The 14,221-nt window shown below is 40.3% G+C and carries 16 protein-coding genes and 1 pseudogene; 7 read left to right on the forward strand and 10 right to left on the reverse strand.

Going from position 1 to position 14,221, the window contains the following annotated elements:
- Nucleotides 1-14 precede the first annotated feature (14 nt).
- Together MUN89_RS16605 and MUN89_RS16610 are read right to left on the reverse strand one after the other, a co-directional pair.
- The gene (locus tag MUN89_RS16605) at nucleotides 15-1,265 is read right to left on the reverse strand and encodes an ABC transporter permease (RefSeq protein WP_244708880.1); all 1,251 of its coding nucleotides are present in this window, start codon (nucleotides 1,263-1,265) and stop codon (nucleotides 15-17) included.
- The gene (locus tag MUN89_RS16610) at nucleotides 1,258-2,157 is read right to left on the reverse strand and encodes an ABC transporter ATP-binding protein (RefSeq protein WP_244708881.1); all 900 of its coding nucleotides are present in this window, start codon (nucleotides 2,155-2,157) and stop codon (nucleotides 1,258-1,260) included. Before MUN89_RS16610 ends, MUN89_RS16605 begins: the two co-directional genes overlap by 8 nt.
- A gap of 142 nt (nucleotides 2,158-2,299) precedes the next feature.
- On the opposite strand from MUN89_RS16610, the gene MUN89_RS16615 reads away from it, so the two are divergent.
- Nucleotides 2,300-2,485, forward strand: coding sequence for a YhzD family protein (locus MUN89_RS16615; protein WP_244708882.1), 186 nt, complete (start codon nucleotides 2,300-2,302; stop codon nucleotides 2,483-2,485).
- A gap of 31 nt (nucleotides 2,486-2,516) precedes the next feature.
- Here MUN89_RS16615 and MUN89_RS16620 read toward each other — a convergent pair whose 3' ends face one another.
- From MUN89_RS16620 to MUN89_RS16635, 4 genes and pseudogenes are all read right to left on the reverse strand, one after another.
- On the reverse strand, nucleotides 2,517-3,287 hold the full coding sequence (locus MUN89_RS16620; RefSeq protein WP_244708883.1) for an enoyl-CoA hydratase: 771 nt from the start codon (nucleotides 3,285-3,287) through the stop codon (nucleotides 2,517-2,519).
- A 202-nt stretch (nucleotides 3,288-3,489) separates the two neighbouring features.
- Nucleotides 3,490-3,846 (reverse strand): YlbF/YmcA family competence regulator, encoded by a 357-nt coding sequence (locus MUN89_RS16625; RefSeq protein WP_244708884.1) that lies wholly within the window; start codon nucleotides 3,844-3,846, stop codon nucleotides 3,490-3,492.
- A gap of 89 nt (nucleotides 3,847-3,935) precedes the next feature.
- Nucleotides 3,936-5,068: pseudogene (locus tag MUN89_RS16630) on the reverse strand (DUF445 domain-containing protein).
- Nucleotides 5,069-5,214: 146 nt separating this feature from the next.
- The gene (locus tag MUN89_RS16635) at nucleotides 5,215-5,463 is read right to left on the reverse strand and encodes a hypothetical protein (RefSeq protein WP_244708885.1); all 249 of its coding nucleotides are present in this window, start codon (nucleotides 5,461-5,463) and stop codon (nucleotides 5,215-5,217) included.
- Nucleotides 5,464-5,741: 278 nt separating this feature from the next.
- Here MUN89_RS16635 and MUN89_RS16640 point away from each other — a divergent pair, with 278 nt between their 5' ends.
- The 3 genes from MUN89_RS16640 to MUN89_RS16650 all read left to right on the forward strand — a co-directional run bounded on the left by MUN89_RS16640 (nucleotide 5,742) and on the right by MUN89_RS16650 (nucleotide 8,190).
- Complete coding sequence (locus tag MUN89_RS16640; protein ID WP_244708886.1) at nucleotides 5,742-5,909, forward strand: hypothetical protein; 168 nt, start codon at nucleotides 5,742-5,744, stop codon at nucleotides 5,907-5,909.
- A gap of 160 nt (nucleotides 5,910-6,069) precedes the next feature.
- The gene (locus MUN89_RS16645; RefSeq protein ID WP_244708887.1) at nucleotides 6,070-6,693 is read left to right on the forward strand and encodes a TetR/AcrR family transcriptional regulator; all 624 of its coding nucleotides are present in this window, start codon (nucleotides 6,070-6,072) and stop codon (nucleotides 6,691-6,693) included.
- An 18-nt stretch (nucleotides 6,694-6,711) separates the two neighbouring features.
- Nucleotides 6,712-8,190, forward strand: coding sequence for an MDR family MFS transporter (locus tag MUN89_RS16650; RefSeq protein WP_305852425.1), 1,479 nt, complete (start codon nucleotides 6,712-6,714; stop codon nucleotides 8,188-8,190).
- 35 nt (nucleotides 8,191-8,225) lie between these two features.
- Here MUN89_RS16650 and MUN89_RS16655 read toward each other — a convergent pair whose 3' ends face one another.
- Nucleotides 8,226-8,507 carry a metal-sensitive transcriptional regulator gene (locus MUN89_RS16655; protein WP_244708888.1) on the reverse strand — a complete coding sequence of 94 codons (282 nt, stop codon included), beginning with the start codon at nucleotides 8,505-8,507 and terminating at the stop codon, nucleotides 8,226-8,228.
- Nucleotides 8,508-8,629: 122 nt separating this feature from the next.
- Here MUN89_RS16655 and MUN89_RS16660 point away from each other — a divergent pair, with 122 nt between their 5' ends.
- Nucleotides 8,630-9,526 (forward strand): PucR family transcriptional regulator, encoded by an 897-nt coding sequence (locus MUN89_RS16660; protein WP_244708889.1) that lies wholly within the window; start codon nucleotides 8,630-8,632, stop codon nucleotides 9,524-9,526.
- 123 nt (nucleotides 9,527-9,649) lie between these two features.
- Entirely contained in the window at nucleotides 9,650-10,747 is a 1,098-nt protein-coding gene (locus MUN89_RS16665; RefSeq protein WP_244708890.1) for an ABC transporter ATP-binding protein, read from the forward strand.
- Between the two features lie 54 nt (nucleotides 10,748-10,801).
- Here MUN89_RS16665 and MUN89_RS16670 read toward each other — a convergent pair whose 3' ends face one another.
- The 3 genes from MUN89_RS16670 to fumC form a co-directional block, all read right to left on the reverse strand.
- A complete protein-coding gene (locus MUN89_RS16670) occupies nucleotides 10,802-11,002 on the reverse strand; it encodes a hypothetical protein (RefSeq protein WP_244708891.1) in 201 nt (66 codons plus the stop codon).
- Nucleotides 11,003-11,104: 102 nt separating this feature from the next.
- Nucleotides 11,105-11,308, reverse strand: coding sequence for an alpha/beta-type small acid-soluble spore protein (locus tag MUN89_RS16675; protein WP_244708892.1), 204 nt, complete (start codon nucleotides 11,306-11,308; stop codon nucleotides 11,105-11,107).
- Nucleotides 11,309-11,438: 130 nt separating this feature from the next.
- The gene (fumC, locus tag MUN89_RS16680; RefSeq protein WP_244708893.1) at nucleotides 11,439-12,830 is read right to left on the reverse strand and encodes a class II fumarate hydratase; all 1,392 of its coding nucleotides are present in this window, start codon (nucleotides 12,828-12,830) and stop codon (nucleotides 11,439-11,441) included.
- A 346-nt stretch (nucleotides 12,831-13,176) separates the two neighbouring features.
- Between fumC and MUN89_RS16685 the strand changes: the two genes are divergently transcribed.
- On the forward strand, nucleotides 13,177-14,100 hold the full coding sequence (locus tag MUN89_RS16685; protein WP_244713886.1) for a zinc dependent phospholipase C family protein: 924 nt from the start codon (nucleotides 13,177-13,179) through the stop codon (nucleotides 14,098-14,100).
- Nucleotides 14,101-14,221 lie beyond the last annotated feature (121 nt).

The raw sequence follows: 14,221 nt of genomic DNA on the forward strand, positions 1-14,221 counted from the left end.
CAAATAAATAGGATTTAATTTTCTTTTTTCGATAATTGCATGGCTCGTTTAAAGTCTTTTAACGACGAGGACTTTCCATAAAGCAGGACTCCCCCTCGATACACGCGTGCCCCAATGATTCCAAGGAGAATAATGGAGGCGACCATGATCGAAATGGATAACAGAACTTCCCATAAAGGAATATCCAGCATCCCTACCCTTAAAAACATAATTAATGGGGTAAAGAAAGGAAAATAGGAGGTCGCCGTGATAAAAGCAGCATCAGGCATGTTTAAGCCGAATACCGCTAAAATAAATGAAGCAACGACCAGCATCATCATCGGTGCTACAATCTGCTGGGCATCTTCCAGCCTGCTGACTAAAGAACCCAACATAGCCGCAAGCGTGGCATACAGTAAGTAACCGAGAACAAAGAATAAAACAGCATATACGATCGTTACTGGATCAGCATTCGTAACTCCAACTGTATCTAAAAAAGATTGGTTTCCGCTGTTTACTCCCTGTTTGATTCCAAGAAAACCAGCTAAAATGAAAATACAAAATTGAGTAAGTCCCAATAGCGCGATTCCGAAAATCTTTGCAAACATTTGTGAAACGGGAGATACACTGGAAATTAATATTTCCATGACACGGCTTGATTTTTCTGTAGCCACTTCCGTTGAGATCATATTTCCATACATAAGTACCGAAAAATACATCACAAACAGCATAATATACACCAGGCCGCGCGTTTGGGTCAGCTCCTCAGCTGTTTTCGCGCTTTTTTCCAGGGCGACTAAATCAAAGGTAACCGGAGCAGAAATCTGCTGTAAAACAGCTGGATCAATATCTGCCTGCTTCGTTACCATATTTACCTTTACCTGCTGAAGCGCCTGTTTTACGGGTTCACTTACTTCGGTAGAAGCGATTTGATTGGAGTAGAAGGACGCTTGTGGAAGTCCCTGGTCCGATTCGCTTATCTCTACAGCCGCTGCGAAATTCTCATCTTCAACTTCCTTTTTCGCTTCATCTAACGTCCCACTGTAAGCCGTTGATGTAATCTTGCCATTGTTTTTCAAACTCTGCTGCAGGGCTGCAGTCCACTCCTCATTGTCTGACAGCACAGCTACTTCTTTAGTTTTGTCATTATTGAACGATTCAATGATCGATTGAATATTGGATAATCCAAAAATAAGTACGATTGAAACGAGTGTCGTAATAACGAAGGACTTGGATTTTATTCTGTTCATGTAAGTTTGCGTCAGCATAATCCAGAATTTATTCATAAGAAGCCCCCACTTTCTCAATAAAAATGTCATTCAACGAAGGTTCCTCTAAATCAAAGGTTCTTACAAAACCTTTCCCTTGTAACTCGTCAAATACCTTTTGGGAAGCAGCTTCACTTTCAACCTGAATTTCGCATCCTTCGGTAAGTTGTTTGTAATGAATGACACCAGGGAGCTGCTCCAGGTATCTTACCTTAAAATCCGCCTTCACACGGATATTCTTGCGCCCAAAAGAACGCTTAATCTCTTTTAAATCTCCATGTACGACAGGTTTCCCATGGTGAAGAATACACAAGTTTTCGCAAAGCTCCTCTACATGTTCCATACGGTGGGAAGAAAAAACAATAGAAGTTCCAGCTTCTTTCAACTCAACAACCGCTCTTTTTAACATTTCTACATTTACTGGATCAAGCCCTGAGAAAGGTTCATCCAGAATCAACAGCTTAGGTTTATGTAGAACTGCTGAAATAAATTGGATTTTCTGTTGGTTACCTTTGGAAAGCTCTTCTACCTTTTTAAGTTTATAATCAGGTACTTTGAACCGATCCAGCCAGCTGTCTAATTCTTTTAAAGCTCCGGCTTTATCCATCCCTCGCAATTTAGCTAAATAAACGAGTTGGTCTCTAACTTTCATTTTAGGGTACAGCCCTCGTTCTTCAGGAAGATAACCCACTAAATGGCTTTGATCGTACCCGATGCTGTCTCCATTCCAAGAAATAGACCCTTCGGTTTGATCGAGCAAGCCGAGAATCATTCTAAAGGTGGTAGTCTTTCCGGCTCCATTTGCACCAAGAAAGCCAAAAATCTGTTTTTCAGGAATTTCTAAAGACAATTGATCCACTGCAGTAAATGAACCAAAACGTTTTGTTACACTCTCAAGTCTAAGTGTCATGCTTTCATCTCCCTTCATTTTTATTACGGCTTCATCTATTCCTATGTTTCAATTTTTTAAAAGAATTTATAGTAGAAGCAGGATTTTTCTCGGCAAACGACAAAATATGATAAATGAACGATTGTTCAGGGAGGCTCTAATAATGAAGAAATACTTTCTAACTGTATTTGAAAAAAACGGCACAAATGTGCTTGACGAAACATTTGAAGCTGCCAATGATGAAGAAGCAAAAAAAATCGGCCAGGTAAAACTCCAGGAACATGGTTTCGAAGAGCACACTCACCGCTGTGCAGCTCCGGAAGGCCATTTGGTCTTATTCCACCGATAAAAAAGAAAAGTCGCGCGGCTGGCGCGACTTTCTAATTTCCTTTGAAATTCGGTTTCCTTTTTTCAAGAAATGCCTTTACTCCCTCCTGATGATCCTCGGTTCCTCTCAGCTTCCATTGGGCTTGCCGCTCGTTAGACAAATATTGCAGAAGCTGGTCAAGTCCATGCTGGTGATAAATTTGTTTTGTCGCAATCATTGCCTTCAACGGGCGACGGCTCCAATTCAAAGCAAGAGCCTCTGCTTCCTCATGAAGATCTCCATTCACTACTATATCTACCAGCTGGTGATCATATGCTTGCTTTGCTCTTAACTCCTGACCATCCCAGGCAAACTGTTTAGCACGGTGGGAACCCAGACGCTGCTGCAGCCAGAAATGGCCGCCACCATCAGGAATAAGTCCTACACCTATAAAGTTCATTGATATCATTGAATCAGGATCAGCCATGATGTAATCGGCTGAGAGGGCAATACTTAAACCTAAGCCAACGACTGGACCGTGCACAGCGGAAATGACGATTTTTGGCATCGTATATATATTCGTTACAATCGTTTCAATGGCATCCATTACTTTGTCATAGGTTTCTGGATCAGCTGCCTGTTCCATCATGGCTACATCTCCGCCAGCACAGAAGCCCTCCCCTTTTCCCGATAATACAAGAACCTGGGCTTCCATCTCTTTTATTTCTTTGATGGCCGCTGCAAATTCTTCGAGCATTTCAACATGTAAGGCATTCATTTTTTCCCCACGGGCTAACTGCAAATATACAACGTTTTCTTTTTCTTCAACATTAAAATGCTTCATTGTCATTTACCCCTTCTCATTGAAGAATCACATATCATTCATTTCTTGATCGAAATGGTAAATTCCTGCAATATTCGACAATTTCAAGTAATTCTTCAGCGAAAAGTGGAAGCCAAATAAAAAAAGCTTACAGAGCTAAATGGTTCTCACTCTGCAAGCTTTTAAATAGGCGAACATAGTCCTGTCAGCCCTATTATTTAAATTATTGTTGTTCTTCAGGGTTACCGTAAAGCTCTTCAAGAGGCTTAGTAATAATCCGGCTTACATCATTGATCACCGTGTTAAGGCGCTGTTCTTCTTCCATTAATTTGGAAATCTGCGGATGCTGCTGAACAAGTTCAACAACTTTACGCGCTTGTTCTACTTCATCTTCAGAAATTTCTTCCCCTTGCATTTGCTTTTGCTGAAGGGTCATCTGTGTCTGACGGAAGTCATCAAACATTTTTTTGGCAGCTTCGTCACTCATTACAGCTTCGTAAGCCTGCTTAAGATTTTGGAATTCATCGCTGTCGCGAATCGCTTTTTCCAGATCGTATGCATTATCATAAATATTTGCCATAAATTAAGAAACCTCCTAAATTTGTTCGAACTCAAACTCCTACTTCACTATAACAAACGTATCCATTCCTGTATAGGAATAGCTTATGATTAAACGAACAAAACAATAATTCCTTGCAGGAATCCGATAACCCCGCCTAACAAAGCGCCTAAATACGTAATCATTTTAAACTCGCGTCTGGAAATGCCCAGCACCATATCTTCTAATCGTTCAACTTGAAAGGACTCTACTTCTTCCTGAACAATCTCAGCAAGGTGCATTGAATTCATTAATCTTTCCATTCTTTCTGCTAACACCTTAGTAAGATAGTCAATCACTAAAGGAATCAGCTCAAACAACAGTTTGGACCTTATTGGCTTTGTCCATTCCTCCACTGAACGGGACAACCACTCTTCAAGCGGCAGTACTTTGGATACTGTGCGTCCTAAAGTATGGGCAATAGTCGATTTGCCAATCTTAGCTTCAAACGTCTCAATAGGTTGATCCATTAATTGTTGACGTTCTTTGTGAAGCATAGACCGAAGCCATTCCTTCGTTTCATTAGCAGAAACATATCTAAGAATAGCTGGGTACATTCGTTCAGTCAGACTATCTGATCCCATGAAGGAAGAAATCATATTTCCTAACAGCCCCTGATTCATCAGATAATTTTCGACTAATTCGGTTACTTTCTTTCTGCCTTCATAGCTTTGTAAAAATTCCTTAATTCTTAATTGAATATAATCTGCAAGCTGGTCTGTCCCTTTTTCTGTTTTATTAATCCATCGCTCAGGCAGGATTTCATTCAATGACTTATTACGATAAGTTCCCATTAACTCCTCGTAACGAAGTTCGATCCAATGACTGATTTCTTTTTCTGCTTTTGGAATGGATATCTCTACATGTAAGGTTCGAAGCACTTCTCCACAGAAGAGGAGTTTTTCAACAGTACTTCCACTTCAGACTGAGCCCATTCTGTTAAATTCTTTTGAAATTCAGGATGTTCAAGCTTCCTTCTCAAACCTTCCGCAGTCAGCAAGTGTTCCACGACCATTCTCCCTAGCTGCTTTGCTAATTCTTTCTGCCGTTTAGGGATCAGCCCTGGAGTAAAAGGCAGCCGATATTTTCCTATATAGATCGTTTTATAAGGTCTAAAGAGCATTTTTATTGCTAACGAGTTTGTGACGCCTCCAATAAGCGCGCCAATTAGTACCATAAGAATAATTAAAAATACTGGGCTCATAAGCTTGCTACCTCTCTTCTTACTTTATGCTTCCCCCAGTATAATGGAATTTATTATACGTGCCAATTATCAAGGTACATAAGAAAAGACCCAGCTCCTTAGTAATGAAGCTCGATCTCGTTTTTCTATGAAAAAGCATAGTCGATTTATTTAAGCATCCCCAGGATTGTTCCAAACCTGGAAGCATGCTCTATTTCATCCGTCATTGCAATAAATAAGGGCTGATAAGCCATGTAATTTGGAATCATAAAAAGCATATCTCTGTACATTTCAAAGGCTTCAAACTCATCTTTCTGTGCTTTTTTTACTCCATTTTCAAAAGTTGAATAGTTAACTGTGGCAGGTTCAAAATGATAGAACTGACCGGTGAGCTGATAAAGAAGCTGTTGAAACATTTGGTAGTGCTTAGCATCATTCTCTTCAGCGTGTTTAATATAATCTCTAAAGAACAAATTACTCGTATCGCCCCAAGCCTTTTATAAAACTCATGGGCATTCCACTCATCCTCTATTGCCTGCTGTAACAATTCAACAAAATTTTTATTTCCTTTCATTTTCAACCCCCCTAACTGTAAAGTATGTCCGTTGGAGGACAACTATGCTAACTGCACCAATTATTAACGATTGTGATCTCTTCCTCTCAGGAGAAAATAAAACAAGGAGGTGAATCTACCGTGGATAAAAATAAAAAACGACGTGCCGATGAAGGTAAAGATAAATATGAATTAGACGTCGACCGGATGATCAATGAAGGGATGGCCGCTGGAATGACCCGCTCCGTTTATGGACGGGAGCAAATAGGGGAAACCCACCCCATTCCAGAACAAGAAGACCGTTCTTAACCTCCTCCAGACATTCAGCTGTTATTTTGGGCTGGTGTCTGGGAATAATTTTACATAAAAAATGACACAGTGTCGCTTGACAAATGACATTGTGTCATTTACTATTTGTAAGGCAGCTATAAATGACATCGTGTCATTTTCTTGTTAAGGAGGAGTGCAAATGCCAAACAATACCTTTTTTAATTTACCAAAAGAAAAGCAGCAAACGCTTATTAAAGCGGCCAAAAAAGAATTTTCGCGTGTTTCTCTTTATGAAGCTTCCATTTCAAATATTATAAAAGATGCGAATATCCCAAGAGGCAGCTTTTATCAATATTTCAATGATAAAGAAGACATCTTTTTTTATTTATTAGATGAAAATTCAAACGAAACAAGAGAAAAATTTAAGGAAAAACTGAAAGAAACGAATGGCAATATTTTTGATACGTTTATGGCTATGTTTCGTTTAGCTTTAGAAAATCTGAACAAAGAAGGAAACCGAAAATTTTTCCGAAATGCTTTTCTATATATGAATCACAAAATCGAAAATGCTTTAACACACAATGAGAACAATGAGGAATTTAACCGTTATTTTAAAGAAATCAGCTCATTGATTGATCGAGATTTATTGAATATTCAAGACGAAAGTGAGATTTATCATATTTGGCAGATCCTCACTGCCATAATGATTCGTAATATTATTCAGCAGTTTGTTAAAAATTTAAATCAAGAACAAACGATTAACAATTTCACTACCGAACTTGAATTAGTAAAAAGAGGACTATACAAAGAACCCACCCTTTAGAATTGGAGTGAGACTCATATGCAAACCGCAAATCCGCCAGTGAATGCTGGTGCAAAAGATGAACCACAGGAAATCAATAAAAAATTAATTGTATCCGTACTGCTTGTCAGTGCATTTGTAGCTGTACTCAATCAAACGCTTTTAAATACAGCTTTACCTAGTATCATGCAGGAACTGAATGTCACAGCCAACACAGCCCAATGGTTAATGACAGGGTTTATGTTAATCAATGGAGTTATGATTCCAGTCACAGCCTTCTTAATAGGTAAATTCACGACAAGAAAACTCTTCTTCATTGCTATGGGACTTTTTACTGCCGGAACAGTCATTGCAGTCATTGCACCGAGTTTCTCTGTTCTGCTAATTGGACGTCTCGTCCAGGCTAGTGGTGCGGGAATCATGATGCCGTTGATGCAGACCGTGTTTTTGATGATTTTCCCTGTTGAAAAGCGCGGAACTGTCATGGGAATTGCAGGGCTGGTTATTGCCTTTGGACCTGCGATCGGCCCGACTCTATCCGGTTACCTTGTTGAGCATTATTCTTGGAGATCACCATTTATGGTTATTCTGCCTATCGCGGTCATCTCTATAGTGTTTGGAATGTTCGCTTTAAAAAATGTGACAAAGCAGACGAATCCAACGATCGATATTCTATCCATTATTCTGTCTACTTTAGGTTTTGGAGGTCTGCTCTATGGTTTGAGCAGTGCAGGAAATGATGGATGGGACAGCATGCATGTCTATCTTTCCTTAATTGTTGGAGGGATTGCTTTATTTTCCTTCATTTGGAGACAATTTACCATTGAAAAACCGATTCTGGAGTTCAGGGTATTCAAGCATGGCATATTTGCCATCGCTTCTACTACGAGCATGATTGTGATGATGGCGATGCTGGGTGCAGAACTCTTAATTCCTATCTACATGCAAAACATGAGAGGATTTACTGCTTTAGAATCTGGACTTTTACTCCTTCCCGGAGCTATCGTTATGGGAGTAATGTCGCCGATTACCGGGCGGATCTTTGACAAGTTTGGTGCTCGCTGGCTGGCCATGATTGGATTAACGATCGTTGCTGTTACGACTTATCAGTTCACCAATTTAACAGCGACTACAAGCTTCACGTTTATTCTGATCGTCTATGCCATCCGGATGATGGGGATTTCTATGGTAATGATGCCTGTGTCTACAGCTGGGCTTAACCAGCTGCCGAAAAGCTTAATCCCTCATGGTACTGCAATGAATAACACAATGCGGACTGTCGCCGGGTCAATTGGGACTGCGCTACTTGTCACTGTCATGACGAACTCTTCCCAGAACTTTGATCCTGATATGGCCGAATATGCGGGAGAATCATCTGCACAAATGAAACAGCACATAATGTCGGACGCTATGATTCACGGGATCAACGTTTCCTTTATGGTTGCCACCGGAATTGCCATGGCAGGAATTCTGTTATCCTTTTTCCTTAAAAAAACCGCACCAAACCTTGATGATTAACAATAAAGCCGGGGATAAAATCCCGGCTTTTTCAATCAACGACTTTTCACGATCATTTGTACGGCTTCATTAATAAGCTCCTCAGCAGAACCACCATCTTCTTGAGCCTCTTTGATACAGGTTTCCAGATTTTTGGCTACAATATAACCCACCGCCCGGTCCATAGCTGTCCTGGCCGCAGTTAACTGGGTGATCACATCTTTACAGTCTTTATCTTCTTCCATCATTTTTAAAACTCCACGAACCTGTCCTTCGATTCTTTTTAACCGATTTTTTGTTTCCTGGCCGTAGTAGTGCTTGTGTTTTAGATCGTCCATCCCTATTCCTCCTTACTTATACAAATAATACGCTGCTCTATAGTACACTCATTGCATGTTTTTTATAACTATAGTATGTAATACTATAATAGTAGAAATCCTTATAAAAAGGAAGATGTACCTTGTCCATCATTAACCAATTAAAAGAGCTCTACCCTTCTCTAATTACCTCTTTACCGGGGTCTGAAGATTATAATCCTGATTACCACTGGTACTTCACACCAGATGAAACTGAGATTGTCGGTATCTTAAAATCAGACGTCACAAAACGGGAAGCCAGCTTGCTGCAATCCTTTCTCACCCCTTTTTACCCGGCAGCGACTGAAAAGAATCCCAGGGAAGAAGCCTGGAATGATATACTATCCGGAAATGAGATTTCAGTGTCTTTTTCTCCTCCCTCTCAGTACCGATTTATATTTTTTAATCTTGAGGATGCCACGATCCAGCGGGAAACGATACGAGAAGCATTGCAATCTTTTTTCCCATACTCTATGCCTATTTTATGGACTGCTGAGCAGAGTGGATGTATCATTGAAGAGTTTGAAGAAGAAAGTGAACTCATAGCTGTTCACGATATCGTCGATGTTATTATGAGTGACTTTTATACCAAAATTTCTTTTTATATCAGTGAAATTTCTGAAAATATTGAAGAAGCTCCTGCTATTTACAAGTGGTCTCAGAACTGTTTTGAAAGAGCACGAAAATACCATTTAGGTACCGTGGTTACTTTTCAGGAGATCATTCCATACTTATTTATTAACTATTTGCCAGAAGAGGACTGCTCGAATGTAATTCGTGCCTTGTTTAAACATGTTAAGGGAGATAAGGAACTTTTGCATACCATTAAAGTATATCTTGAATCAGGCTCAAACACTACTTTGGCTGCAAAACAGCTCTTTATGCATCGAAACAGTCTGCAGTATCGTGTAGACAAATTTATTGAGAAAACAGGAGTCGACGTAAAACAATTCAAAGGAGCGCTTACTACTTATTTAGCACTGATGAGACTTGAAGAATAACACGGTGCACAAAGATCAATCTCGATCTTTGTGCACTTTGTCCATTTACCTTGAATGATAACTCCAGTACACTTAAACACAAGTTAAAGAAAGCGATTTCAAAAATCCAGGGAGGAATTTCAGATGGCACAGCTGCAATTAAATAATATTGAAAAAGTGTATGACAAGAAGGTTAAAGCCGTAGATGATTTTAATCTACATATCGATGATAAGGAGTTTGTCGTATTTGTCGGTCCATCGGGCTGTGGAAAATCTACTACGCTTAGAATGATCGCAGGCTTAGAGGAAATTACGAATGGCGACTTTATTATCGATGAACGCCGAATGAATGATGTAGCTCCTAAAGATCGTGATATTGCCATGGTATTCCAAAACTATGCTTTATATCCGCATATGAATGTATATGACAATATGGCATTTGGACTTAAATTGAGAAAAATGAATAAGCAGGAAATTGAAAGCCGTGTCCAAAATGCAGCCAAAATTCTTGGACTTGAAGCTCTGTTAGATCGTAAGCCAAAAGCGTTATCAGGCGGTCAAAGGCAGCGTGTGGCACTCGGCCGGGCAATTGTACGTGACGCAAAAGTATTCTTAATGGATGAGCCGCTTTCAAACCTTGATGCGAAGCTTCGTGTCCAAATGCGTGCAGAAATCCAAAAGCTGCACCAGCGTCTGCAAACTACAACGATCTATGTAACCCACGACCAGACGGAAGCGATGACAATGGCAACACGACTTGTCGTCATGAAAGATGGCATTATCCAGCAGGTCGGTGCTCCTAAAGAGGTCTATGATAAGCCTGAGAATATCTTTGTAGGCGGCTTCATTGGTTCTCCTGCTATGAACTTCCTTCACGGAACGCTTGGAGAAGAGACGATCAATGTTGACGGCGTTGAGATTGCTGTCCCAGAAGGAAAAATGAAACCCCTGCGTGACCAAGGATATGTCGGTAAGGAAATCATTCTTGGCGTACGCCCGGAAGACATGCATGATGAGCCTGTATTTATCGATGCTAACCAAGATAAAAAAATCCGTGCTCATATCGAAGTAGCGGAGCTAATGGGATCTGAATCCTATCTGTATTCAAGAATCGGAGAACAGGAATTTATCGCTCGCGTTGACTCCCGTTCTGACGTACAGGGCGGCGAAGAAATAGACCTCGCGATTGACATGAATAAAGTCCACTTTTTTGATAAAGACGAGGAACACCGTATCCGCTAATTATTGTTTAAGGCCGCTTCCCGGTGAAAGCGGCCTTTATTGTGTTCTTAAATACTACTCTTTAATAATCATAGCTAATTTGCAGTCCTGACAAACGAAAAGGTGCAAGCATTTTCCATTTAGGGAAGAGTCAGGATCTCCATCCACTAGATCTGTCCAGTTCTGGTCAAGATAAGGACTATATTCATCAAGCAAATCAACCACTCTCCCTTGATCTCCCATCTCTCCTTCACAACCTGGACATTCTCTATTCAATTCTCCCCAGCCATTACATAAGCTGCATTCCCTCATGTCTGGAACCCTACTCTCATAAAAAGAAGGAGAAAGGGCGCACCCTTTCTCCTTTGTCACTCATATTTATTTTTGTTGTTGACCACCGAACTGTTGTTCAGCCATTTGTACAAGACGTTTAGTGATTTCTCCACCTACAGAACCGTTAGCACGGGAAGTAGTGTCAGCACCAAGTTGTACTCCGAATTCTTGAGCGATTTCGTATTTCATTTGGTCTAGAGCTTGTTGAACACCAGGTACAACTAACTCGTTTGATCTTTGGTTTGCCATGTTGTCTCACCTCCTGTGTGTAATAGTAGTATGATCCGTGTCTACTATTTTTATCACACATTTTTCTTGGTAATTAACGGTAATTTTCAGGGTCAACAACATGGCTGGAAAACTTTTATGAATCCTCTGTTTATTTGGATGTAGGCTTTGTCATTTGTTTAGGATCTACAAATTCTTCAAACTGTGCTTCCGTTAAAATTCCAAGTTCTACGGCAGTTTCTTTAAGAGTTTGATCTTTTTCGAAAGCCGTTTTGGCAATTTTTGCTGCATTTTCATAACCGATATGAGGATTTAAGGCTGTCACCAGCATTAAGGAATCTCGTAAATATTTTTCGATTTGTTCATGATTTGGTTCCAATCCTCTGACACAGCGTTCATCAAAAGAAACCATGCTGTCCGCAAGCAGCTGGGCTGACTGTAAAAAGTTGTAAGCAATCACAGGCTTGAATACGTTGAGTTCAAAGTTTCCCTGGCTGGCGGCAAAACCAATCGTAGCATCATTTCCCATCACTTGGGCTGAAACCATGGTTACAGCTTCACTTTGAGTGGGATTTACTTTACCCGGCATAATTGAACTACCAGGTTCATTTGCAGGAATAGTAATTTCACCAATTCCGCAGCGCGGTCCACTTGCAAGCCAGCGCACATCGTTAGCAATCTTCATCACGTCTGCAGCAAGAGCTTTCAGTGCACCATGAGCATGAACGAGCTCGTCATGAGAAGTCAAGGCATGGAATTTATTCGGTGCGGAAATAAAATTCTTCCCGGTCTCTTTATTGATGTTAGCCACCACTTGTTCTGAAAAGTCAATATGAGCATTAAGTCCGGTCCCAACAGCTGTTCCTCCGATGGCAAGCTCCTTAACATAGCGTAAACTGTCGAGCAGCATGCTTTCGGTTTTTTCAAGCATGCGGTGCCAGCCGCTGATTTCCTGTCCTAGTGTCAATGGAGTGGCATCCTGCAAATGCGTCCGTCCAATTTTAACAATATCCTGAAACGCTTCCATTTTTTCTTTAAGCGTATCTTTCAACTGAGTTAAAGAAGGCATGAGCACATCTTCAAGCTTCCGGACAGAAGCAACGTGAAGTGCTGTAGGATAAGTATCATTTGAACTTTGTGATTTATTGACATCGTCATTCGGATGCAGGCTCAGCTCGCTGTTTTGCTGCTTCAGCCACTCATTTCCGACATAAGCAATCACTTCATTTACATTCATGTTTGACTGAGTTCCGCTACCTGTCTGCCAAACCACTAACGGGAAGTGCTCTTCTAATTCGCCGGATAAAATTTGATCTGCAGCATATCCAATCGCATCTGCTTTTTCTTTTTCAAGCAGTCCTAATTCGTAATTAGCCTGTGCGGCACTTTTTTTCAATATGGCAAAGCCTTCAACGATCTCTGCCGGCATTTTTTCATTTCCAATTGGGAAGTTTTCTTTACTTCGTTGTGTTTGTGCAGCCCAATATTTGTCTTTAGGTACTTTTATTTCCCCGAGTGTGTCTTTTTCGATACGGTACTCCATGAAAAGATCCTCCCTTTAAAATCATTCATTACTGTTTCATTGTACCAAGTTTTTCTGCAACTAGCATTAACCCCTTCTCTTATTTTAGGCAAATTTCGATAAATTATTATCAGATTATTTACACTATTCGGATAATGGTGTATACTAATAGATAACATTAAGAAAGGAGGCAGAAACAATACTACATACGTCATCATTCAAGGAGGGATAGATGTACGAATTTGTAGGGTTTCTTGCTTAAACTTTCCAGTTGGGTATATGTGTGGAATAAAAGAGCCTGTTGAGGGCTCTTTTTTATTGAGGTAAGCTTAAAGGGAAAATGGACAACATACCACAGAAAATCGAGGTGTTTAACTTGCCTAATGTATGGACTCATTGTTTATTTGCAGAAGATTTATGCAGAGAACTAAAGGAGAATCATTTAGTAGAAACGAGCAGCGGAGCTTTAAACTTCGGAGCTCAAGGACCTGATCCGTTTTTTTATCATAATTTCTGGCCTTTTAAAGCTGATCAAGGGGTAAGTGAAATCGGGATGAAGCTGCATACGGAAAAGTGCGGTCCTTTTCTTCTGGATATGATTGAAAACGGGAAAAACGCTAAAAACCAGCAGCAGGCCTTTATTTTAGGTTATATCAGCCATCATATGCTTGACCGAAATACGCACCCTTATATTCATTACCATTCCGGCTATGAAGGGAACAAGCACCAGGAATTAGAAGTCATCATCGATACTTGTATGTTAGAACGACTGCGCGGATTGAAGTCATGGAAAAACCCTGTGTATCAAAAACTTTCCCTTCAGGATAGCAGTCATTCTATTTTATCCATGCTTCGAAGCTTAATTCTATCCCATTTTCCAGGATTAGACAGCCGGTTGAATGGTGATTACATAAAAAAATCCTATCAGGACATGAGGCTTGCCCAACGTATATTATTTGACCCTGTTGGCTGGAAGAACCGGCTTCTAGGATCCTTTGTCTCTTCTTATTCTCATCAGCCTTTAAAGGATAGGAAAGATTATTTAAATGACACGAAAAGGACGTGGAAGCACTCTGCTACGCTTCAAGAATCAAACCAGTCCTTTATTGAATTATATGAGAAAGCATTTTCGGAAACCGCTGCTTTGTGGAGATCCATATTAAATTATTGGCAGACCAGTTCTAAAGTCATTCATGCATCGATTACTGATCATCTGGGAGATATTTCTTATGACACTGGACTTCCTTTACGGGAAGAGAAAGTCAATCAATTTAGTGAGCCAATCGTATAATCTCCGGCAGCTGACAATTTGCCACAGATTTTTGAAGCCGCGGTGTGTTAAATCCGTGTTAGTTCGAAAAAGCCTCTCCTTTACCCGGCTTGCTTTAAAGCAAAGGTGAGACTTTTTCTTT

Origin of the sequence: Halobacillus salinarum, assembly GCF_022919095.1 — a bacterium.
Lineage (GTDB): Bacteria > Bacillota > Bacilli > Bacillales > Halobacillaceae > Halobacillus_B > Halobacillus_B salinarum.